At 45.3% G+C, this 23,323-nt stretch carries 26 protein-coding genes and 1 other annotated feature; all 26 genes read left to right on the top strand.

All coding sequences use genetic code 11. The features are described 5' to 3' along the window. Positions 1-29 precede the first annotated feature (29 nt). The 26 genes from upp (at position 30) to ACLUWI_RS08310 (ending at position 23,308) form a co-directional block, all read left to right on the top strand. Complete coding sequence (gene upp / locus ACLUWI_RS08435) at positions 30-665, top strand: uracil phosphoribosyltransferase (RefSeq protein WP_412146936.1); 636 nt, start codon at positions 30-32, stop codon at positions 663-665. Between the two features lie 175 nt (positions 666-840). Then, positions 841-1,956, top strand: a complete 1,116-nt coding sequence (locus tag ACLUWI_RS08430) for a YibE/F family protein (RefSeq protein ID WP_412146935.1) — start codon at positions 841-843, stop codon at positions 1,954-1,956. Beyond that, positions 1,953-2,726, top strand: a complete 774-nt coding sequence (locus ACLUWI_RS08425; RefSeq protein WP_412146934.1) for a YibE/F family protein — start codon at positions 1,953-1,955, stop codon at positions 2,724-2,726. The genes ACLUWI_RS08430 and ACLUWI_RS08425 overlap by 4 nt, the downstream gene beginning before the upstream one ends. 158 nt (positions 2,727-2,884) lie before the next feature. Next, positions 2,885-4,162 carry a solute carrier family 23 protein gene (locus ACLUWI_RS08420; RefSeq protein ID WP_412146933.1) on the top strand — a complete coding sequence of 426 codons (1,278 nt, stop codon included), beginning with the start codon at positions 2,885-2,887 and terminating at the stop codon, positions 4,160-4,162. 312 nt (positions 4,163-4,474) lie between these two features. Next, on the top strand, positions 4,475-5,188 hold the full coding sequence (gene atpB / locus ACLUWI_RS08415; protein WP_412146932.1) for a F0F1 ATP synthase subunit A: 714 nt from the start codon (positions 4,475-4,477) through the stop codon (positions 5,186-5,188). A 24-nt stretch (positions 5,189-5,212) separates the two neighbouring features. After that, entirely contained in the window at positions 5,213-5,425 is a 213-nt protein-coding gene (gene atpE / locus ACLUWI_RS08410; RefSeq protein ID WP_006500291.1) for a F0F1 ATP synthase subunit C, read from the top strand. Between the two features lie 43 nt (positions 5,426-5,468). Next, on the top strand, positions 5,469-5,984 hold the full coding sequence (gene atpF, locus ACLUWI_RS08405) for a F0F1 ATP synthase subunit B (RefSeq protein WP_412146931.1): 516 nt from the start codon (positions 5,469-5,471) through the stop codon (positions 5,982-5,984). After that, positions 5,974-6,516, top strand: a complete 543-nt coding sequence (gene atpH, locus ACLUWI_RS08400) for an ATP synthase F1 subunit delta (RefSeq protein WP_412146930.1) — start codon at positions 5,974-5,976, stop codon at positions 6,514-6,516. Before atpF ends, atpH begins: the two co-directional genes overlap by 11 nt. 26 nt (positions 6,517-6,542) lie before the next feature. Further along, entirely contained in the window at positions 6,543-8,075 is a 1,533-nt protein-coding gene (atpA, locus tag ACLUWI_RS08395; RefSeq protein WP_412146929.1) for a F0F1 ATP synthase subunit alpha, read from the top strand. 31 nt (positions 8,076-8,106) lie between these two features. After that, positions 8,107-9,030, top strand: coding sequence for a F0F1 ATP synthase subunit gamma (locus ACLUWI_RS08390; RefSeq protein ID WP_169461180.1), 924 nt, complete (start codon positions 8,107-8,109; stop codon positions 9,028-9,030). Positions 9,031-9,057: 27 nt separating this feature from the next. Beyond that, a complete protein-coding gene (atpD, locus tag ACLUWI_RS08385) occupies positions 9,058-10,482 on the top strand; it encodes a F0F1 ATP synthase subunit beta (RefSeq protein WP_412146928.1) in 1,425 nt (474 codons plus the stop codon). An 11-nt stretch (positions 10,483-10,493) separates the two neighbouring features. After that, entirely contained in the window at positions 10,494-10,916 is a 423-nt protein-coding gene (locus ACLUWI_RS08380; protein ID WP_033934403.1) for a F0F1 ATP synthase subunit epsilon, read from the top strand. Between the two features lie 133 nt (positions 10,917-11,049). Next, on the top strand, positions 11,050-11,280 hold the full coding sequence (locus ACLUWI_RS08375; protein WP_412146927.1) for a DUF1146 family protein: 231 nt from the start codon (positions 11,050-11,052) through the stop codon (positions 11,278-11,280). A gap of 22 nt (positions 11,281-11,302) precedes the next feature. Continuing rightward, complete coding sequence (locus ACLUWI_RS08370; protein WP_412146926.1) at positions 11,303-12,526, top strand: UDP-N-acetylglucosamine 1-carboxyvinyltransferase; 1,224 nt, start codon at positions 11,303-11,305, stop codon at positions 12,524-12,526. Positions 12,527-12,633: 107 nt separating this feature from the next. Continuing rightward, on the top strand, positions 12,634-13,632 hold the full coding sequence (locus ACLUWI_RS08365; RefSeq protein ID WP_074504705.1) for a rod shape-determining protein: 999 nt from the start codon (positions 12,634-12,636) through the stop codon (positions 13,630-13,632). Between the two features lie 8 nt (positions 13,633-13,640). Then, positions 13,641-13,892: a membrane protein insertion efficiency factor YidD gene (yidD, locus tag ACLUWI_RS08360; protein WP_412146925.1), complete on the top strand. Its 252-nt coding sequence runs from the start codon at positions 13,641-13,643 to the stop codon at positions 13,890-13,892. A gap of 4 nt (positions 13,893-13,896) precedes the next feature. After that, the gene (locus ACLUWI_RS08355) at positions 13,897-14,121 is read left to right on the top strand and encodes a DUF2969 domain-containing protein (protein ID WP_412146924.1); all 225 of its coding nucleotides are present in this window, start codon (positions 13,897-13,899) and stop codon (positions 14,119-14,121) included. A 65-nt stretch (positions 14,122-14,186) separates the two neighbouring features. Further along, positions 14,187-15,380 (top strand): FtsW/RodA/SpoVE family cell cycle protein, encoded by a 1,194-nt coding sequence (locus ACLUWI_RS08350; RefSeq protein WP_412146923.1) that lies wholly within the window; start codon positions 14,187-14,189, stop codon positions 15,378-15,380. Between the two features lie 12 nt (positions 15,381-15,392). Further along, entirely contained in the window at positions 15,393-15,683 is a 291-nt protein-coding gene (locus tag ACLUWI_RS08345; RefSeq protein WP_412146922.1) for a glycine cleavage system protein H, read from the top strand. Between the two features lie 134 nt (positions 15,684-15,817). Beyond that, positions 15,818-16,052: a binding site (T-box leader), on the top strand. 129 nt (positions 16,053-16,181) lie between these two features. Further along, on the top strand, positions 16,182-17,030 hold the full coding sequence (locus ACLUWI_RS08340) for a MetQ/NlpA family ABC transporter substrate-binding protein (protein WP_412146921.1): 849 nt from the start codon (positions 16,182-16,184) through the stop codon (positions 17,028-17,030). Positions 17,031-17,059: 29 nt separating this feature from the next. Further along, a complete protein-coding gene (locus tag ACLUWI_RS08335) occupies positions 17,060-18,127 on the top strand; it encodes a methionine ABC transporter ATP-binding protein (RefSeq protein WP_412146920.1) in 1,068 nt (355 codons plus the stop codon). Continuing rightward, the gene (locus ACLUWI_RS08330) at positions 18,102-18,821 is read left to right on the top strand and encodes a methionine ABC transporter permease (RefSeq protein WP_412146942.1); all 720 of its coding nucleotides are present in this window, start codon (positions 18,102-18,104) and stop codon (positions 18,819-18,821) included. Before ACLUWI_RS08335 ends, ACLUWI_RS08330 begins: the two co-directional genes overlap by 26 nt. A 61-nt stretch (positions 18,822-18,882) precedes the next feature. Then, positions 18,883-20,025 (top strand): ArgE/DapE family deacylase, encoded by a 1,143-nt coding sequence (locus ACLUWI_RS08325; protein WP_412146919.1) that lies wholly within the window; start codon positions 18,883-18,885, stop codon positions 20,023-20,025. 84 nt (positions 20,026-20,109) lie between these two features. Next, positions 20,110-21,069 carry a DUF2785 domain-containing protein gene (locus ACLUWI_RS08320; RefSeq protein WP_412146918.1) on the top strand — a complete coding sequence of 320 codons (960 nt, stop codon included), beginning with the start codon at positions 20,110-20,112 and terminating at the stop codon, positions 21,067-21,069. An 87-nt stretch (positions 21,070-21,156) separates the two neighbouring features. Continuing rightward, entirely contained in the window at positions 21,157-22,290 is a 1,134-nt protein-coding gene (locus ACLUWI_RS08315) for a D-alanine--D-alanine ligase family protein (RefSeq protein WP_412146917.1), read from the top strand. A 178-nt stretch (positions 22,291-22,468) separates the two neighbouring features. Beyond that, complete coding sequence (locus tag ACLUWI_RS08310; protein ID WP_412146916.1) at positions 22,469-23,308, top strand: helix-turn-helix domain-containing protein; 840 nt, start codon at positions 22,469-22,471, stop codon at positions 23,306-23,308. Positions 23,309-23,323 lie beyond the last annotated feature (15 nt).

Here is a 23,323-nt window from a genome sequence, read left to right as displayed (position 1 = left end):
GAGAAACATTTAAGGAGAGTTATATATTCATGGGCAAGTTTGAAGTTATTGAACATCCACTAGTTCAACACAAATTAACGATGATTCGCGACAAAAACGTTGGGACTAAGTTTTTCCGCGAAACGGTCAAGGAAATTTCAACGCTGATTGCTTACGAGGTTTCCAAGAACATGCCGCTCAAGGAAGTTGAAATTGAAACGCCAATCTGCAAGACGACGCAAAAGGAACTGGCCGGCAAGAAGGTTGCCATTGTGCCAATCTTGCGGGCTGGCCTGGGGATGGTTGAAGGATTCACTGATTTGATTCCAGCAGCCAAGATCGGTTTTATTGGCATGTACCGTGATGAAGAAACGCTTAAGCCACATGAATATTTTGTCAAGCTGCCAAGTGATGTTTCAGAACGTCAATTATTCGTTGTCGACCCAATGTTGGCAACTGGTGGTTCGGCTGTTGATGCAATTGGCGCCTTAAAGAAACGGGGCTGTGAAGAAAAGAATATCAAGTTTGCCTGTCTGGTTGCTGCTCCAGAAGGCGTTAAGGCAATTCAAGCTGCCTACCCAGATGTTGATATCTACACGGCTGCACTTGATGAGCGCTTAAACGATCAAGGCTACATCGTTCCAGGGCTGGGCGATGCTGGTGACCGGCTGTTTGGCACCAAGTAGTCTGCTTTAATATTAAAAGTTCAGTCTGTGATCTGCTCACGGGCTGGGCTTTTTGTTTTGCCAGATAAAAGTCTTAATATTTTTTAACAACTACTGGTAAACGAAGTCAAACGAGCTAAAAATAGTAAAATGGTAGCTGATTGTTAAAATTAAATCCAATAAAGGATCTGAGAGAATGCAGAAATTAAAGGGTTCAGCCCGTTTTGCAAGACGGTTTTTGATCTTGTTGGTTATCGGGTTGGGTGCGCTGCTGTTTACTTTTCATAATGAGACTTTTTATCAGCGACCATTGGCAAAAGTTGAACAGGTGCATAATGAAAAAGCCGTTAAACAGACTGATGAGTTTAAAAACGTTGATTGGCAGACCAAGCAGCACCTAAGAATTAAAATGCTGAATGGCAAATACCGCGGTCAAGAACTGACGGTTACCAACACTTATTCTTATTCTGGTGCAATGGATCAGAGGTATCGAGTCGGCAACGAGATTTTTTTAACGCGCGTTCATAAAAAGAATGGCGAGCTGCATGCTACCATTGCTGGCTATAAACGTGATACCGTCATTGTATTTTTAGTGTGGCTGGTAATTTTGCTGCTGTTGTTGATGATGGAAAGACAAGGCAGCTTGGCCTTGCTTAGCGTGATCATCAATACGATTCTGTTTGTGCTGGCCATCGAGTTGGATCTAAAAATGCAGGCTGCGCACGTACTGCTGATTTTTGGCGTGTTGGCACTGATTTTTACAGTCGTCAGTCTGGTCATGATTTTAGGCTTTACCAGGCGGATGCTGGCGACCTTGGGGGCAACGGTTTTTGGCACGATTACAGCAATGCTGATTAGTTTGGTGGTTTTTAATCTGACACAGGAACGCGGAATTTATTACGAATCGATGCAGTATGTCACTCAGGTTCCGCGACCGCTCTTTTTAGCCGAAACGCTGCTGGGATCGCTGGGTGCCGTAATGGATGAGTCAAGTGATATCGTGGCGACGATCTTTGAACTCAAAAAGCTTGATCCAATCGTAACTAAGCGTCAGCTGTTCTTGGCTGGACGCAGCGTCGGTCAATCTATTATGGGGCCGTTGGTTAACGTCTTGTTTCTGATTTTTATGGCTGATACCTTTACCTCATCCTTGCTGTATTTGAAAAATGGCAATTCATGGGGCTACACGTTTTCGATGAATATGTGTCTGGGGACCGTTCAAAGCTTAATCAGCGGAATCGGCATTGTTTTGGCGATCCCGATTGCCAGTGCATTAGCGGCGCTTTTATTAGGAAAGAAGGCAAAAGCATGAGTACGATTACAGCATTGGGATTGGTCTTGATGATTCTGATGATTTTGGTTGGCGGCAAGCAGGGATGGACATCATTTTTAAGCTTACTGCTAAACTTTGGCTTTTTATATTTTGCGATCGTGCTGATTGCTTTTCATGTTCCACCATTGTTCGTAACACTGACGACCGGAACGATTATTTTGGCGGTAACGATTTTTATGGGTGAAGATGATCTGAAAACGACTGTGACAGCTTTTTACGCGTCGCTGATCGTAATGGGAATTCTCCTGCTGCTGATTATTGGCGTTGAGCATTGGGCAATGGTACAAGGCTTTGGTCCTGAAGACAGTGAGGATCTGGAAGGCATGTCGATCCTGATTGGCATCAGCTATCTAAAAGTGGCCGTTACAACGACGATTCTAAGTACACTGGGAGCGATTGCTGAAGCGGCGATGGCGGTGGCTGCAGGACTCAACGAGGTTTTGAATGCGCATCCCGATATCTCGACTGCTCAGATTATGAAAAGCGGTATGGCAATTGGTGGGCAGATTATCGGAACAACTTTCAATACCTTGTTCTTTGGCTTTTTTGGCGGCTTTTTAACGCTTTTCATCTGGTTTGCCGGATTGCATTACTCATTTGGGACGATTATGAACAATAAGATTTTTGTTGCCGAGATGATAATGGTATTGACCTCTTTTATCGGGGTTCTGCTAACGGTTCCGGTTACGGCTTGGATAATGGGGCTGCGCAAAAAGACGATAGTTGACAGCCTTTCTGAAAACAAGTAAGCTATAGTCTGGTAACTTGAATATCGGTCCTTTAATGAAATCCAGAGAGGTTTCCAAGGACGCGTTAAAATAATCATCCATTTTGCGGGTTGTTTTAAGGTAGTCTTTGGGCCGGGGCTCAAGGGCTATTATTTTTATCTGCATAGGGGTGTTTTTGAATGGCACATCGTGATGGCGTCGTTTTAGACGTTGATGAAAGGCCAGAATTTGGTCAGTGGATTGGACTGTCATTGCAGCATATGTTTTCAATGTTCGGTTCAACCGTGCTGGTGCCGATTCTGGTTGGATTGAATCCAGGAATCGCTTTGTTCAGTTCAGGGGTTGGAACCTTGATGTATCTGCTGATTACGCGACACAAGATTCCGGCTTATATGGGCTCGAGCTTCAGTTTTATCGTACCAATGATGGCATTGATGAAATCAACCGGCTACCCGGGGATTGCTCAAGGTACGATTGCGGTTGGCTGTGTATATTTATTGGTATCGCTAATCGTCACGCTGATTGGATCGGACTGGATTGATCGTGTGCTGCCGCCGATTGTGGTCGGGCCGATCGTGATGGTGATTGGGCTTTCCTTAGCCAGCACGGCGGCTAAAGATGCCACGCTGAACGGTACGCATTATGACTTGCGCTATTTTGCCGTGGCTATGCTGACATTGCTGATTACAATTGCCTTTAACATGTTTTGCAAGGGCTTTTTAGGCTTGATTCCCATTCTGTTAGGGATCGTTTGCGGCTATGTGATTGCTTGTCTGTTTGGCATTGTTGATCTGGCGCCAGTAGCTGCGGCACACTGGTTTAGTTTGCCTGATTTTCAGGTTCCGTTTGTGACCTATCAGCCGCATTTTTATTGGGGCGCGATTTTAAGCATGGCTCCAATTGCATTTGTTACCATGACTGAGCATATGGGACATATCATGGTTCTTAACGAGCTGACCGAACGCAACTACTTTAAGGATCCCGGTTTGAATCACACATTGGCTGGTGATGGGACGGCTTCAATTATTGCCGGCTTTGTTGGTGGGCCACCGGTGACGTCTTATGGGGAAAATATTGGCGTTTTAGCGATTACGCGTGTTCATAGCGTCTATGTTCTGGCAGGGGCTGCTTTATTTGCCGTTTTCTTCAGTTTTGTCGGCAAGCTGAGTGCGCTGATTGAATCAATTCCAGGTCCCGTTATCGGTGGGATTTCCTTCCTATTATTTGGTGTGATTGCTTCTAGTGGTCTGCGAGTTATGATTGAAGACCAAATTGACTTTAACAAAAAGCGCAATTTGATGATCAGCTCGGTAATTCTGGTGATTGGAATTGGTAATGCCTACTTGAAATTAGGCCAATATCAGTTTTCAGGATTGGCAGTAGCAGCGGTCTTGGGGATCATTTTAAATCTGATCCTGCCTGATGAGGCTGCCAGCGAACGTAAGCAAAACAACTAGACCAATTAAAAAAGAAACAAATGATGACGTTTTATCTCAAATGTCATCATTTTTTTATTTATGTCATTGAATAGATATAAATTATCAACAATTTATTAGGTTGGTTTATATATTACATTAACTCTAAATGCTTGCTGAGCAACGGATTGAGATGATGTTGGCGTTTTCTTAGACGCTGATATTTTTTTGAAATTTTAATGAAATAATGCTATATTAATGATCGTAACTTGGGACAGTTCGTGGTTGTTTCAACGAGATGGAATCCAATTTACAAACCAAATTATTGTTATAAAGAAAAGAGGTGGAATATAAATGGGCGGTGAAGCTTATACTTTTAAGCTATTCGGCCTTACGTTCAATGCGACTAACGTGATTTCAGGCACTATTATCTTTGTCTTGATTTTCTTTGTTTTATTTGGCCTTTCACGGCATCTGCAAATGAAACCTAAGGGCGGTCAAAATGTAATTGAGTGGTTGATTGAATTCACAAACGGTATCGTGCGGGAACAAATGCCTGCATCAGAAGTTGGCAATTACAGCTTCTTGGCCTTTGTACTGTTTGCTTTCATTTTCTTCTCAAATCAGTTGGGTCTGATTTTCCAAATCGGATGGAATGGAAACGAGATTGTGAGAAGTCCCACTGCCGATCCAGTCGTAACGCTGACTTTCTCGTTAAGCATGATCATGCTGGCACACTTTGCCGGGATCAGTAAAAACGGTTTGAAGCACTACTTTGGCTCTTACCTCAAGCCATATGCTGTTATGCTGCCAATTAACTTGGTTGAGGAATTTGCCAACTTCTTGACGCTTGGTCTGCGGCTCTTCGGTAACATTTTTGCTGGGGAACTGCTACTGAAGTTGCTTGGACAGATGGCCTTTTCACACGGCGTTCCAACGATGCTGGTCAGTCTGCCACTTGAGATTATTTGGCAAGGCTTCTCAGTCTTCATTGGGGCTATTCAGGCTTATGTCTTTGTAACATTAACTACGGTTTATATTTCTCAGAAGGTTTCTGCTGAGGAATAAGCATATCTTAAGGAGGATATAAAAATGGGTGCAATTGCTGCAGGTATCGCTGCTTTTGGTGCGGCACTGGGTGCCGGTATTGGTAACGGTTTTGTTATTAGCCACACGATCGATGGGATGGCTCGTCAACCAGAAATGTCTGGTGCACTGCGTGGTACGATGTTCATTGGTGTTGGTTTGATCGAAGCCATGCCTATCCTGGCCATCGTTATTGGCTTCCTTGTAATGAACAAGTAGTTTAAACAACTAAAGCTATCAATTTACAAGGAGGTGTCAATAGATGTTGCAAGGTGTTCTGGCTCAATCCAATAGCTTATACATCGGAGATATGCTGTTTTACATTGTTTCATTTATTATCTTGATGCTGCTGGTTAAGCACTATGCCTGGAAACCAGTTACGGATATGATGAACAAGCGGGCAACCAAGATTTCCGATGACATCGACAATGCAGAAAAATCGCGTGCTGAAGCTGAAAAGCTGGCAGCACAGCGCCAAACTGAATTGCAGAACTCTCACCAAGAAGCCGCTAAGATTATCAGCACGGCCAAAAAGACTGGTGAAGCTCAACGGGACCAGATCGTTACGGATGCGCAAAAGGATGCGCAGGTCGTAAAAGAGCAAGCCCAAAAGGATGCTGAGCAGGCGCGTCGTGATGCCTTGAAAGGGGCCCAAAACGATGTTGCCAACTTATCTATTGAGATTGCTTCCAAGCTCATCCATAAGGAATTAAATGCGGACGATCAAAAAGAATTGATTGATTCGTATATCGAAGGGTTGGTAAAACATGAGTCTTGATAAGAAGACGGTTGCTAACCGCTATGCGAAAGCAATTTTTGAGCTGGCTGAAGAAAACGGTCAGCTTGATCAGACTTATCAAGAATTATCTGCTTTGCGTCAAGTCTTCGAAGAAAATGGCAGTTTGGCATCGTTGTTGAGCGGTGTTGATCTGTCACTCGCTGAGAAAAAATCTTTGATTGATGCATTGAAAAAGGATGCTTCGCCATTCGTTTCCAATCTGATTCAAATGGTTTTTGATTACGGCCGCATGGATGATTTGGTCGCAATTATTGATGAGTTTGAACGGCGTTATGATGCATTCAATAAACGCATTCACGCCGAAGTAATCACAGCGGTGCAACTCGATACGAAGCAACGCGATCAACTGAAGGCTGGCCTGGCTAAGCGCTTGTCAGCCAACGAAATCGTATTGCACGAAACGGTTGATCCGTCAATTTTAGGCGGTGTTATCATCCGAGACAACAATGAGACTTTGGATGGTAGTCTTAGCTCAAAAATTGAACAAATTCGTCGTTTACTTGTTAAATAATCAATTGTCAAAGAGGTGAGACCTTTATGAGCATTAAAACTGAGGAAATCAGTTCACTCATCAAGAAGCAGCTCGCCAACTATCAGGACCAAATTTCCGTTGAAGAAACTGGGACGGTTACCTATGTTGGTGACGGGGTTGCTCGTGCCGATGGCTTGGAAAACGCCATGGCTGGTGAGTTGCTCGAATTTAGCAACGGTGTCTACGGAATGGCCCAAAACCTCGAAAGTAACGATGTTGGTATCGTTATTTTAGGGGACTACACGGGGATCCGTGAAGGCGACACTGTTAAGCGGACGGGCCGGATTATGGAAGTTCCCGTCGGCAAAGAACTGTTAGGTCGGGTCGTTGACCCATTGGGACGTCCAATTGATGGTCTTGGCGAAATCAAGACCACTAAGACGCGTCCTGTTGAGAAGAAGGCCCCTGGCGTTATGCAGCGGAAGAGCGTTAGCGTGCCACTGCAGACTGGTATCAAGGTTATCGATGCCCTGGTTCCAATTGGTCGTGGTCAGCGTGAATTGATCATTGGTGACCGGAAGACTGGTAAGACTTCGCTTGCCATTGATACGATCATCAACCAAAAAGACCAAGACATGATTTGTATCTATGTTGCTATTGGTCAGAAGGAATCAACGGTTCGGGCTCAAGTTGAAACGTTGCGTCAATATGGCGCTTTGGACTACACGATCGTCGTTTCAGCCAGTGCTTCCAACCCTGCGCCTATGCTTTACCTGGCACCATATGCTGGGGCTGCAATGGGTGAAGAGTTTATGTACAACGGCCAAGACGTCTTGATCGTTTACGATGACTTGACGAAACAAGCTGATGCCTACCGTGAACTGTCATTGATTTTGCGTCGGCCACCAGGTCGTGAAGCCTACCCAGGTGATATTTTCTACACGCACTCACGTCTGCTTGAACGGGCTGCACGGTTGTCTGATGACATGGGTGGCGGTTCGATGACTGCTTTGCCAGTTATTCAAACTCAAGCCGGTGACGTTTCAGCCTACATCCCAACCAACGTTATTTCCATTACTGATGGCCAGATCTTCTTGGATTCTGACTCCTTCTATGCTGGTCAACGTCCAGCCATCAATGCCGGGACTTCAGTTTCTCGTGTCGGTGGTGACGCTCAGATCAAAGCCATGAAGAAGGTTGCTGGTACGTTGCGTTTGGATATTTCTGCTTACAACGAACTGGCTGCCTTTGCCCAATTCGGTTCTGATTTGGATGAAAACACGCAGCGTCGTTTGGGTCGTGGTGAACGGACGATGGAAATCCTGAAGCAGGGTCTGCATGAGCCACAACCAGTTGCTCAACAGGTTGTAACGCTTTTTGCCCTGTCACATGGTTACATTGACAACATTCCAGTTCAAGACGTTCGTCGTTTTGAACAAGAATTGGCTGCCTACATGCGTGCAAACCACCAAGACGTTTATGACCAGATTGCTAAAACTGGCAAGTTGCCAGAAGGCGACGTTATTGACCAAGCAATCAAGGAATTTAAGGAAACGTCATTCCAAACCAGCGACAGCGATAAAGCTGCCCAAAACTAAGCATGACTAGTCGAAAGGACGGTGAGATTTAGTGCCAGCTTCACTTGCTACAGTTAAACGCAAGATTCAGTCAACCAAAAGCACGCGTCAGATTACCTCTGCCATGCAAATGGTTTCTACGGCTAAGCTTAACCAGATTCAGCATCACACCAAGGCTTATGAGGCCTATGCTGCTACGGTTCGTGAAGTCCTGTCCAGCATGGTCAAATCTCACAGTACGACGGATGCTGATAGCAAAGATCAGTTTACGTCGCTGTTTGACAAACGACCAGTACAACAGACTGGCATCTTAGTTATTACATCTGATCGGGGTTTGGTAGGAAGCTATAACAGCAACGTTATCAAAGAAACCCTGGAAACGATGAAAAAACACCATTTGAATAAGGACAACACGGTTTTCCTGACGATTGGGCGAACCGGGACCGAGTTCTTTAAGAAACGCGGGATGAACGTTGTCTATGAATATACTGGTGTTAGTGACGTGCCAACGTACAAGGAAGTGCGTGGGATCGTTAAGACCACGGTTCAAATGTACAATGATGGAGTGTTTGATGAGCTTTTCCTGTCATATAACCACTACGTCAACCGAATCACGTCACACGTTCGAGTTCAAAAAATGATGCCGGTATCAGAAGATTCCATGACCGACGATCAGCCGGCCGTAAGCAGCGAATCAACTGATAAGACCCGGATTTCACCTGAATTCGAGTTCGAACCTTCCGCTAACGATATCGTTTCGGTAATCGTTTCACAATATGCGGAAAGTTTGGTTTATGGAGCGATTTTGGATGCCAAGACGTCCGAACACTCCTCAAGTGCCAATGCAATGAGCTCTGCTTCCGACAATGCCGATGAAATCATTTCGGATTTGGAGCTTCAATACAACCGGGCACGGCAGGCTGCCATTACCACGGAAATTACCGAAATTACCGGTGGTATGACAGCCCAAGAATAATCATTCTAGTAAGTAGGAGGAAACAGCATGAGTGCTACTGGTAAAGTTGTACAGGTTATCGGTCCAGTTGTCGATGTTGAATTCCCCTTGGACGACAAGCTGCCAGAAATCAATGACGCGCTGAAGATCGACAAAGGCGATGGCACGACGCTGACTACTGAAGTTTCCCTGGAATTGGGTGACGGTGTGGTACGGACGGTTGCCATGGACGGTACTGATGGTCTGCAACGTGGCATGAAAGTCGAAAACACGGGCGCTTCAATCAGCGTTCCAGTTGGTGACGATACTCTGGGTCGAGTTTTCAATGTCCTGGGTGAACCAATCGACAATGGTCCAGAATTCGGCCCAGATGCTAAGCGGATGCCAATCCACCGTGAAGCACCTAAGTACGAAGATTTGAACAACACTACGGAAATTTTGGAAACGGGGATCAAGGTTATTGATCTGCTTGCTCCATATGTTCGTGGTGGTAAGATTGGTCTTTTTGGCGGTGCCGGTGTTGGTAAGACCGTCTTGATTCAAGAATTGATCCACAACATTGCTCAAGGCCACAATGGGATTTCCGTGTTTACCGGTGTTGGTGAACGGACCCGTGAAGGTAACGACATGTACTTCGAAATGAAGGCTTCCGGGGTTCTGAGCAAGACGGCCATGGTTTACGGTCAAATGAATGAACCACCAGGTGCCCGGATGCGGGTTGCCTTGACTGGTTTGACGATTGCGGAATATTTCCGTGACGTAAAGGGCCAAGACGTGCTGCTGTTTATCGACAACATCTTCCGGTTTACGCAAGCCGGTTCAGAAGTTTCAGCCTTGCTGGGACGGATTCCATCCGCCGTTGGTTATCAGCCAACGCTGGCTACTGAAATGGGTCAGCTGCAAGAACGAATCACTTCGACTAAGAAGGGCTCTATTACGTCGATTCAAGCCGTTTATGTTCCTGCCGATGACTATACTGACCCTGCTCCAGCAACGACTTTTGCTCACCTGGATGCCACGACCAACCTGGAACGTCGGCTGACGCAAATGGGTATCTACCCAGCTGTTGACCCACTGGCTTCAACGTCAACTGCATTGACGCCAGAAGTCGTTGGTAAGGAGCACTATGAAGTAGCTACGCGAGTACAGCATATCCTGCAGCGTTACCGCGAATTGCAAGACATCATCGCTATCTTGGGGATGGATGAGCTTTCTGATGAAGAAAAGACGATTGTTGCTCGGGCACGGCGGATTCAATTCTTCCTGTCACAAAGCTTCAATGTTGCTTCACAATTTACGGGGCTGCCAGGTCGTTATGTTCCACTGAAAGATACGATCAAAGGTTTCAAGGATATTCTTGATGGTAAGTATGATGACTTGCCAGAAGACGCCTTCCGACTGGTCGGCCCAATTGAGGATGTCGTTGAAAAAGCTAAGCAGATGAAAGCTGATGCCGAAAAAGCTGAAAACTAGGAGGGATGATCATGGCTGATAGTACTTTTAAGGTCACCATTATCACTCCCGATGGCACCGTCTATGAGAACAAGGACGCTACGATGCTGGTTATGGATACGCGTGGCGGTCAAATGGGGATCATGGCGAACCACGTGCCCCTGGTTGCAGCGTTGCAGATCAGTGCCTTGCGCGTCAAGCACAACTCCGCTAAAGACGATGTGATCGCCGTTAACGGTGGTTTCATGGAATTCAACGAAAATGCTGCGACAGTGGTTGCTGACAGTGCTGAACTGCCAACGACGATTGACGTAGCCCGGGCTGAAAAAGCCAAAGAACGCTCTGAAAAGTGGGTTGAAGAGGCTAAGCAAAAGCACAGTAAAAATGAGCTTGCGCGTGCTGAAGTTCACCTGCGTCGAGCAATCAACCGACTTAACGTTTCTCAGATGCGTTGATTTGGTTGTTCAAAACGTCATGCCGATTACAGGCATGGCGTTTTTTAATTTCTTATAAACATTGACTAGCAGTTAGAAGGCTTAGCATAGAATATGTTAATATGATTAGTGATTGCTTATTGGGGGGAGTTTAATGGAACTGACAGGTCTGCAGGCGTTGATTACAATCGTAATACAATTGGGCTTTATTTGGATTGCATTTTATGCACTACAGGGACTGCATATGGAGCGTTGTTTTCGTCGTCCGCCTAAAACGCTGCCATTGCTGACGGTACTTTTGGCAACCGCGCTTGGCTACTTGAATGCCAGCTTTTTATTGACGGTTCTAAAAGCAATTCGTAATCTGATTTATTTAGCACAATAAATCGATATTGGAGGAAAACCAAATGAAAAAAATCCTGATTCAAGGAGGGCAGCGTCTACGTGGGAGCGTTGCTGTTGCTGGGTCAACTACACTGGCACTGACAGCACAGATTGCGGCGCTTTTGGCATCAACTGGTGAGCTTAAGCTGGCTAACGTTGCTGATACGCTGGCTGTTGATACGATGAACGAACGCTTACAGAAGATGAACTTATCTGTTACTGCCAGCAAGGCGACACATCAGCTGATTATTCAATCTCAAGCAAAACTAACGGCTGATGATCTAACAGCAATTACTTCCACAAAAATTGCCTCATTAATGACTGGTCCACTGTTGGTCCGCACTGGCAGAGTCAGATTAAACAAGGATCAGGTGCCAGATGAGGTTATCGCCGGTCTAAGATGCTTGGGAGCTGATATTTCGTTAAATGATGAAACTTTGGTAATCAAAGCAGGCCAATTAAAGGGAAGCCATTTAAAGCTGGCGGATATCGACTGCCTAAATACGCAAAGTCTGATCTTGGCAGCGGTATTTGCTGATGGGATTACCGTAATCGAAAATGCATCCTGTGATTTTGAAGTCATTGCCCTGGCCAATCTTTTAAACAAGATGGGCGCTCGCGTGCATGGCGCGGGAACGAAAATCGTAAGGATACAAGGCGTGACATTTCTGCATGGCTGTGAATATAAGATTGCCGGCGACTATTTGGAAGCAACGGCACTGATGCTGGCTGCTGCAATAACCAATGGTGATGTAATTGTAGAAAACGTTTATCCCCAAAGCGTTCAAGGCGTGATTAATCAGCTTGAGCGGATGGGATGTACCGTAGTCGTTCAGCAAAATGGCGTGCGGGTTTTAGGGACGGCGGTCTTGCTGCCGGCTGATCCACAGAGTCTTTTTCCCAGCGCCATGTATTCTGAACTCGCAATTCTACAGCTGTTGGCTAATGGCAAAAGCAGCAATGCAGCCATGGATCAAAGGCTGCTTGATCAATTGCTAAAAATGCAGGCCAGTGTTCAAACAGCTGCCGGTGAATTGATTTTAAATGGTCCTGCCAAGCTCATCGGCATCAAGGTTAAAGCTTTTGATGCCGGCAGTGCAATGACGCTGACACTGGCTGGCTTGGCGGCTAAAGGACTAACGATCATTGAAAACGGTGCTTATCTAGGTGATGAGTTTGAAGCCTTGCCTGCCAAGCTGCAAAGTCTGGGGGCCAGCCTGCAGGCAAAGGACTTTAAATCGGCTTGAAAATTATAAACGAAATTTAGGTAAGGCAGATATTATCAATTCAGCGGTTAAAGGCTGGTTGTGGTATAATATCGTTCGAATTGAGTAAAAATCGGAAGGAGAAAAACATGGCTAAGGATATCGGAATTGACCTTGGAACAGCCAATGTTCTGATTTACGTACAAGGAAAGGGTATCGTATTAAACGAACCATCCGTAGTGGCAATTGATACCCGCACTAATAAGGTTCTGGCAGTCGGTTCGGAAGCCTATCGCATGGTAGGACGGACGCCAAGCAACATTCGCGCGATTCGTCCACTGAAAAACGGGGTAATTTCCGACTTTGATATGACCCAGGAAATGCTTTCTTACTTTATCAGTAAGCTTAGTGTCAAGGGCTTTATGTCAAAACCTGATATTATGATCTGTGCGCCAACCAATATTACGGAAATTGAGCGCAAGGCCATTATTCAAGCCGCCGAACAGTCAGGCGGTGGCAAGGTTTACCTGGAGTACGAGCCAAAGGTAGCTGCAATCGGTGCTGGACTTGATATTTTCAAGCCTCGTGGCAATATGGTAATCGACATGGGTGGCGGTACCAGTGATATTGCCGTACTTTCTTTGGGCGATATCGTAGCCAGCGAATCGGTTCGCTTGGCTGGTGACCAGCTAAACAGTGATATTGCTGAATACATTAAAGAGCATCATGGCTTGATTATTGGTGAGCATACTGCTGAACGCATCAAGATTGAACTGGGGACGGCACAAAAAGTGGACGATCCACAGACGATGGAAGTACGTGGTCGTGACGTAGCCAGCGGGATGCCAAAGCAGATTGAAACCAATGAAAATGAAATTGCGGATGCACTGCATGACACCTTAGAGCAGATCGTTCGTGCATCGGTTGCTGTATTGGAAACCGTACCACCAGAGCTTGCCAGCGATATTATCGATCGCGGCATTATGCTGACGGGGGGAACGGCGATGCTTCACGGTATTGACAAGCTGTTTAGCGATCGCTTAAAGGTACCAGTAGTCGTTTCACAAGATCCACTGGACAACGTTGCAAAGGGTGCTGGTGAGCTGCTGGAACGCATGCAGTCTGACGGCGGTAAAAATCGCAAGTAAATTAAGCAATGTTTAGGAAAATAGTGATCATGCTGATTAAAGGTTATCAGCGCGGCATTTCTTCACGTCGTCCCTATCGTGTGTGTCGCTATGAGCCAACCTGCTCGCAGTATATGCTCGAGGCTGTTTTACGGTTTGGACTTAAAGGAGTTTTAATGGGCAGTGCTCGGATTTTACGCTGCCATCCTTGGGCCCACGGTGGTTTCGACCCAGTGCCGGATCACTTTACAATCCGACGAACACATCATAGACAAGGGTGAAAACGTGTCAAAAAAAGAAAAAACGGTTGCTGTTAGCGTTAAAGATATTGAACGCAATGGCCATCCGGTAGAACAGATTTTTGTTGGAAAGCGACTGATCGGTGAGGTCGTAGCTGACAAGGAACGTTTCAAGGCAATTCTTCTCAAGGGCGAGCAGGTATTTTACGTTCGCTCACAAGAAGAGGGGTTGGAAACGATTCTTCAGCAGTATCATCTTCACCAAGGTTGATTGGTGGATAAAAGGGGTTGGGGAAAAGCCCGAGCCCTTTTTAGTTTTAATAAGGAGAAATTTTAATGCAACGATCGCAAAATGATAATGAATCGCGGATTGACTGGGGCATTATCTTCTGTGTACTTTTGCTGGCGTTGATTGGACTGGCTTCAATTTATGTTGCGGCCAGCAATGATAAGACCCCGACCAGCATCACGCGTCAAGTAGTATCGCAATTGGTTTGGTACATCATTGGGACGATCATGATTATCGTTATCATGCAGTTTGACGCCGAACAGCTCTGGAAAATTGCGCCAATCGTCTATTGGCTTGGAGTCTTCTTGATGTTTGCCATCCTGGTCTTTTATAGTCGATCGTACTACGCCAGTACAGGTGCCAAGAGCTGGTTTGCCATTGGCCCATTCACGTTTCAGCCTTCAGAAGTTATGAAGCCGGCCTATATTTTAATGATGGGTCGCGTGATTACGACTCATAACAGTCAATACAGTACTCACACCGTTGAATCGGATTGGCGCTTGATTGGCAAGATGCTGCTGTGGCTGATGCCGATTATGATCTCACTGCACTTTCAAAACGACTTTGGGACTTCGTTGGTCTTCTTTGCCATTTTCTGTGGTATGGTTTTGGTAGGCGGCGTGACCTGGCGGATTATTGCCCCGGTAGCCACGATTTTAATTGTTGTCGGCGGTTCGGCACTGGCAATGGTTACCAGCACGGTGGGACGTCGTATTCTTGAGCATATCGGCTTTCAAGCTTATCAATTTGATCGCGTTGATACTTGGCTTAACCCCCAGGCTGATACGACCAACCAAGGCTACCAGCTCTGGCAAAGCATTAAGGCGGTCGGCAGCGGTGGTATCACCGGGACTGGCTTTAATCACACGCATGTCTATGTACCAGTGCGTGAATCTGATATGATTTTTTCGGTTATCGGTGAAAACTTTGGCTTTATTGGCGGCGTGCTGCTGATTTTACTTTATCTGCTGCTGATCTACCTGATGATTCGGGTAACGTTTGATACCAAAAATGAGTTCTATGCCTATATTTCAACGGGGGTTATCATGATGATCCTTTTCCACGTTTTTGAAAATATTGGGATGAACATCGGACTTTTGCCATTGACAGGGATTCCTTTACCGTTTATCAGTGCTGGTGGTTCTTCTTTGATTGGAAATTTGATTGGGATCGGGATGGTCATGTCGATGAGGTATCACCATCATTCCTACATGTTCAGCAACAATCAAGAATTTCATTAGAGGTGATATGAAATGGAACAGCCATGGTGGATTGATCATCAAGCCCGTGATCTGGTTGCAGTTGGCTTAAATGAACCGGCACGGCGGGAATTAGGCAAGCTGCTTTTTGTCGATGTTGCATTGGTAGGGACCCGGCTTAAAACCAATGACAGTCTGGCTACGATCGAGGGGCAGAAAATGATCATCGATTTCAAAAGTCCGCTTGATGGTGTGATCGTTGCCGTAAATCCAGAGTTGGAAGGCTGGGTGGCTGCTGACAGTGACAATAGCCAGTGGCTGATTAAGGTTCAGCCATTTAGCTGAGTAAATTTCTCTGATTGCTGAGACAGGTGTTGAAAGCCAGTCTCAGCTTTTTTTATGAAATTTATGAAAAAGTGTTGACGTAAATTAAAATTGCATTATAATTACAACATAATCAATTAATCGAACAAACAAATTTAAACATATCGAAAAGCAGAGTAGATTGTGGCGCGTGCTCAGAGAGTTTCCGGTTGGTGAGAGGAAATTCGCTAAGCAGTCGAAGATGGGCTTGGAATGGTACTGGCGATATTTAGCCGGTAACGGGGTTGCAGCCGTTATCATTGCAAGGTGATTTATTTAAGTCACCTACTGAGGCTTAATTTGTGAGAATTAAGCAAAAAAAGGTGGTACCGCGAAACACTCGTCCTTTTTCTAAGGACGAGTGTTTTTTTGTTTGTTTCGATTGATGATGACCAAACAATTGGCTGCCGGCAGGCTGTTGTTAAAAAAGCAATTATATTAAAGGGATTATTTCATTGAGAAATGAGAGGAGACATCATTATGAACAAACGAAAGAAAAAGACGCTGATCTGGATCGTTGTTGCATTAGTGGTCGTTATTGCTGGGATTTTTAGTTTTGGCAACTTCGGCAAGCAAAAAGAACAAACCGTAACCGTTGGGGTTATGACTCAATCCAAGCAGGACGAAGCAATCTGGAATCAAGTTAAAAAGACAGCGAAGAGCAAGTACAACATTGACATCAAGCTTAAGACGTTTACTGACTACAACCAGCCAAACAAGGCTTTGCAAAGCGGCAGCATCGATCTGAACGCTTTCCAGCACCAAGCATTCCTGGACGCCTGGAACAAGGCTAACAAAGGTTCACTGGTTTCAATCGGTAAGACCTTCATCACGCCAATTCACCTTTACTCCAACAACTACAAGAGTGTTAAGAGTTTGCCGGATGGTGCAACGATTGCCGTTCCAAACGATGCTTCCAATGAAAGCCGTGCATTGTACCTTCTGCAAAGTGCCGGCTTGATTACCCTGAAGAAGAACACTGGCGCTTTGGCAACGATCAATTCAATTGCTAAGAATCCAAAGAACCTGAAGATTAAAGAAGTTGCTGCTGATCAAGCACCTCGGACTTTGAGCAGTGTCGATGCTGCGGTGGTTAACACCAACTACGCTGTTTCTGCTAAACTGTCGATCAAGAAAGCGATCTTTACTGAACCAGTCAACAAGGATTCTGAACAATGGATCAACCTGATTGCTGCTCGCAAGAAAGACCGCAACAAAGAAGCTTACAAAGACGTTGTTAAGGCCTACCAAACTGAAAAGGTTAAGAAGATTATCAACGAACAATACAAGGGCCTGGAAAAGCCAGCTTGGGACATTAAGCTGAAGTAATTCCGCCTAGATAGAAGGAGAAGAGATATATGGGGACAAACATTATTGATTTGGAACACATCGACGTTACGTTCCAGACTGGCAAAAACGAAACTGTTCAAGCCGTAAAGGATGTCACCCTGCAAGTCGAAAAAGGCGACATCTATGGGGTAGTTGGCTACTCTGGTGCCGGTAAGTCTACGCTGGTTCGTACGATCAATCTGCTGCAGAAACCAACTGCCGGCAAGATTACGGTTGAAGGCGAAGTACTGTTTGCCGATCACAAACAACAGATCAGCAATGCCAAACTGCAGGAAAAACGACGCAATATCGGGATGATCTTTCAGCATTTCAATCTGCTGAACGAAACGACGGTGCTTGATAATGTCATGTTTGCCCTCAAGCACAGTAAACTCAGCGATGATGAGGTTGAACAAAAATCATTGAAGCTTTTGGAGCTGGTCGGCTTGAAAGATAAAGCTGATGCCTATCCGGTTCAGCTTTCTGGTGGTGAACAGCAGCGGGTGGCTATTGCTAGGGCTTTAGCCAATGATCCGGAGATTTTGATTTCTGATGAGGCAACGTCAGCATTGGATCCTCGCAACACCAACCAGATTCTGGATCTGCTCAAGGACCTAAACGAAAAGCTGGGGCTTACGATCATCTTGATTACGCATGAAATGGATGCTGTCAAGCGTGTTGCCAACAAGATTGCGGTAATGCAGCATGGGGTCATCGTTGAAAAAGGCGAGCTGCGGCAGGTTTTCTTGCGGCCACAGCAAGAACTGACGCGTCAGTTTGTTGGTGGCTCGCTGGCGGCCATGGATACGCTGCGTTCAATGAATCTAGGAACGCTGAATGATGACGAAGAACTGTATCAATTGGTCTACAGTGGCAAATCCGTTGTTGAACCATTGATCATCGGACTTTACCAAACGACCGGTGTTGAAGCCAGCATGATCTATGGCAACGTTGAGGTTTTAGGCAACGTGCCAATTGGAATGCTGTTTGTAATCGTAAAGGGGACGCCTGATCAAAGAGAGGCAGCCGTAAAATTCTTTAAGGATCAAGACGTTGAAGTAACCAAGATTGATGATCGGGGGATTTGGCATGACTGAGTTTTTTGCAAAATATTTTCCTAATGTCGTCCAACTCGGCTGGAGCGGCGACAGTGGCTGGGGGACCTCAATTGGTCAAACGCTCTATATGACTTTTTGGCCAGCTGTCTTTGGTGGTATCCTCGGTGTGTTGTTTGGCGTGATTTTAGTGGTTTCCAAACCTGGCGGAATCATGGAGAATCGGACGCTGTTCAGTATTTCGGATAAGATCGTTTCATTGTTCCGGGCCATTCCCTTTATCATTTTATTGGCCTTCATTGCTCCGTTTACGCAATTGATCGTTGGTACGCAGATTGGGACAACGGCGGCTTTGGTACCATTGTCCTTGGGATTCTTCCCATTTTACGCGCGTCAAGTGCAGGTTGCGCTGGAAAGCGTGAACTATGGTAAGATCGAGGCTGCGCAAGCGATTGGCGCCACTAATACTGATATCATCTTCGAAGTCTACCTGCGTGAAGCACGTTCTGAATTGGTGCGGGTGACTACGGTTTCCCTGATCAGTCTGGTTGGTCTGACAGCCATGGCTGGTGCGGTCGGTGCCGGTGGTCTTGGTAATACTGCCATTGCCTATGGATACGATCGTTTCTGCAATGACATTACCATTGTGGCAACTTTGCTGGTCTTGTTGCTGGTGATTATCATTCAGTTGGTTGGTGACGTTTTGGCAAAGGCCGTTAACCACCAAAACCGCTAAGTTGATTAGATTATGGAAACGGCTTTTAGAGGCCGTTTCTTTTTTTAGAAGGTGCTGAATAATGGATAAGGAAACACAAGCAAAGATTTTAAAAGATCTGATTCGAATCAATTCGGTCAATGGCAATGAGATAGATGTTGCGAACTACTTGGCACAGCTTTTTGCTCAGCATGGTCTGAATGCTAAGGTAGATGAGTTTGGCGAGCGGCGGGCCAATCTGATTGTTGAGTTTGGACAAGGTGGTACTGATCGAATCTTGGGAATCACTGGTCATATGGATACAGTTGCGGTGGGCAATCGCGCTAACTGGCATCATGATCCATTTGGGGCTGAAACCCAGGGCGATCTGCTTTATGGTCGTGGGGCTGCGGATATGAAAAGCGGTCTGGCGGCACAGGCAATTGCACTGATTGAGCTTAAGGAAAGCGGCTGGCAGCCTAGTGGTAAGATTCGTTTTATTGCCACGGCTGGGGAAGAATATGGAACACCGGGCGCCAATCGCTTAGAAGAAAAAGACATTGCCAAAGACTTAAGCGCCTTGATCGTAGGTGAGCCAACGGGCGGCAATATCGTTTATGCCACATCAGGAAGCTATAATTATCAAGTAATCTGCAAGGGTCGCTCAGCCCACAGCTCCATGCCTGAACGGGGCATTAATGCCGTTAGTGGACTAGCACGTTTCATCGAGCTGGAAGCCAGTCTGTTTGATAATGTACCGCTTGACCAATATCTAGGCAGCGTTAAGCACTCGATTACGATTTTAAAGGCTGGTGATCAGGTTAACACGATTCCTGATCGCGCTGAATTGCGTGGGAATATTCGACCAACGCGGGCTTTTGATAATAAAAAGGTTACGGCGCGTCTGCAGCAAGCAATCGACTATTTAAACCAAACGACTGATTTTGAGTTATCGTTAAATGTTTTAAATGATTGGTGGCCAATCGCAACTGATCCTCAAAGCACTTTGGTAAAATTAGCGTTAAAAGCAGCTGAAAACAGCTATGCCAAAAAGCCACAGCTGACGATCATCAACGGAGCTACCGATGCCAGCGTGTTTGTTAAGCATCGTTCTGATTTGCCGGTTGTCGTGTTGGGTGCTGATGAATGGTCGCGGGCGCATCAAGTTGATGAGTATACAACCTGGTCAAGCTATTTTGCCACGATCAATGCTTACCGTGCCATCATGCATGACTTCTTTGATTAGAAAAGACTGGAAGACCTTCATGTTGAGTCATGAAGGCCTTTTTATTGTGATAAAATTAAATGATTATCAAAAAGGGGGATGCCTATGACTGAATCAATTGCCAGTCTAAGAGAACAACTGACTGAGCTGCATCAGCGCGTTGATAATGCTGAAATCTTTCAATCACTGTATCAGCGCGTTGGCGAGCTAGTCGAAAAAGTTCCCAGCCAAAAGCGAACCAGTTATGAACCACCTGCTGACGACCGCCGCTATCTAAAAAAAGAAATGTCTGCAATTGAGCTGCAGATTCTCGAGAAAAAGCCACTTGACCAGGCACAAAAAAACAGTTTATTTTGCCATCTGGCTTCAGTCAATCGAACGGCCAGAGAATGTTCAAGGCAGGCAATCAATGATTTATTGGGTCATGAGATGGTCAGTGCTGAAGAAATCGCGCAATGGACAGACTATGTATTGCAAGACGATATCTTATATGCGCATGTCTTGGAGCCTAAAAATCAGGCAGTTTTTATGCGGGCGTCAGCCGTTAATATGCTGCATTCTTTTTTAATGGCTGATCGGTTCGGCTATTTTTTTCTGACTGAAGAAAAGCTGCAGGAGGTAATTGATAAGATTGCACTCTTGGTTCTGCTGGAAAAGGATACCAGAGGCTTTATCGGCAGACATGGTTGGGCGCATATGTTTTTTGAACTGACCAATATTTTTAAGGAAATCACGGAACGTACCGATCTTTTAAGAGGCGATCATATTTTTATGATGACCGTTTTAGTGGAGCGCTACCGTCGTTTACGCACGCCGTTGGAAATGGGTGAGCAAAATGAGATTGCTGAATATTTAGTCTGTCTGCTAAAGCGTCATCGGCTGTATCAGGATTATTTTTTGATGGAATTAAAAGATTGGCGTGCTTGGCTCAAGCAGCAATCAGACGTTGATAATGAGGGAGATTGGCATCTGTTTTTCAACTATCAGCGCTTGATGACTGCCCTGTTGGTTAACGATGATCTGCCGTCTAAGGTTATGGCTGAAATCATTGAACAAGAGATTTAGTTGTCAACGTTTACAGATAGTGTTATACTGTAGTTTCTAATAAAAACGGTTTAAGTACATTTAAAAATTAGATAGGTGGTATTTTACATGACGAACAAAAAGCTGCACGTAGCATTGCTGTTCGGGGGCAATTCTTCGGAACACGATGTCTCTAAACGGAGCGCTCACAATGTATTTGACGCGATGGACAAGAACAAATATGACGTCAGCCTGTTTATGTTCACCAAAGATGGAATTCTGCTGAACAATGAATACTCACAGCGGATCTTTGACGGCGAACCAGAAGATGCCGTAGTCAAGGAAGCCTATGCCAACATGGATCTTGATGCACCACTAGCACCAATCCAAGCTTTGAGTACGGTTAAGCAGATCGATTTCTTCATTCCAGTTATTCACGGCAACTTAGGTGAGGATGGTACGGTTCAAGGGCTGTTCCGTCTGCTGAAGAAGCCATATATTGGTTCAGGAATTGCTGCTAGTGCCATGTCATTTGACAAGGATCTCACTAAGAAGATCATTACGCAAGCTGGAATCCGCAATACACCATACATTCTGTTGACGCCAGAAAATCGCGATCAATACGACTGGCAAGCTATCCAAGAAGAGCTGGGCGATCTGGTATTCGTTAAGCCAGCCAAACAAGGCTCATCAGTCGGCATTCACAAGGTCGAAAACGAAGCTGAGCTTAAGGCAGCCTTAGATGACGCCTTCAAGTATGACTTTAAGGTCTTGGTTGAGCAAGGTATTGACCACCCTCGTGAAATTGAAATCTCAATCCTTGGCAATGAACATCCAATCGCTTCTAAGCTTGGCGGCATTCGAGTACCAAGCGATGACCCATTCTATGACTACGAAAACAAATTTGTCGATGCTAGTGGCGTCGTCTTTGATCTGCCGGTAATCCTGCCAGATGACTTGACGCAGGAAATTACTGATATGGCACTGAAAGCGTACAAAGCGCTTGGTATGAAGGGACTTTGTCGGATCGACTTTCTGGTTGATCAAAATAACGTTCCATACTTGAGTGAGCCGAATACTCTGCCAGGCTTTACCAACATTAGTCTTTATCCGCAAATGTGGGAAGTTTCTGGTATTAAGTACTCAGATTTGATCGATCGCTTGATTAAGCTGGGACTAGAAGAATTTGAACGGCAAGAACAGATTAAATACGATTTTCAGTCGCTTGGTGAAGAAAAAGTCGGTAAGAAAGAATATCACTAAAATTAAGTAAACAAGATGATTAAACACAACCTCCAGAGCTGCTGACAGTTTTGGAGGTTTTATATTTGGCAAACTAATTACAATCATCTAATTATTGATAAATTTATGATAAAATAATCATACACATATTTACATTGGTTAATTGGTTTTACTATACATACATAAGAAGGAATATTAGATGAAGCTTCGTGGGGATATCTTTAAGCAGATTCGGCGCAAAAGGGGACTGTCACAGACAGCATTAGCGGAAGGAATCTGTACGCAGGCAACGATCAGCCTGATGGAAAAACAAAATCGAATTCCTAAAATGAATATTTTGACCGCACTTTGTTCGCGGTTAGACATTTCGGCAAATGAGATTATTGAAAATGATGACGTCTCGATGACGGCAACTTTTGATCAGATTGGCCGTCTGTTGGCAGAAAGGCAGTTTGAAGATGCGCAGACTGCCTTGCAGATGATCAAGGTCAAAAATTTGCAAAACGAATTTGATAAGCAGCGCTACTATTATTTGTTAGGGATGCTGCAGGTACAAAATCATCAATTTGATGAGGCAATCTTTAACTTTGAATTGGTTCTGACACAGTTTTCGACCGCCAGTGCCAACATTTATCTGGCAATGACTACGATTGGCATGGCGATGGCCTATGAAAAAATTGGCAGTCAAGGTCGGGCGCTGCGTTTGGTTGAACGGGCAATGCGCTTGATTGATGAAAAAAAGCTGACTGGCGGCCAGTTGCAGTGGATCGTAGTCTATGAATACATATCCGGTTTGTATCTGGCACTGGATCAGCCACAGTCATCACTCAATGTGGCACAGCGCGGCATTGAAATCTGTCGGCAGATGCGCTCGATGTTTTTGCTTGATCGTTATTATCTGCATGCCGGCAAGGCGCAGTTGGCATTGGCAAATCAGGCAGTAGGCAAACAGGATTTAGAGATTGCTCATAGTTTAGCGTTGGTTGGCCAGCATCCTGAACTGGTTAAAGAATCAATGAAGGCCTTAGCAATGGCTTAAAAATATACATACAAA

It is taken from the genome of Limosilactobacillus mucosae (assembly GCF_046939755.1).
Classification (GTDB): domain Bacteria; phylum Bacillota; class Bacilli; order Lactobacillales; family Lactobacillaceae; genus Limosilactobacillus; species Limosilactobacillus mucosae_A.
Note: the sequence above shows the minus strand (reverse complement) of the source record. Positions and strands in the feature narration are given on the sequence as shown.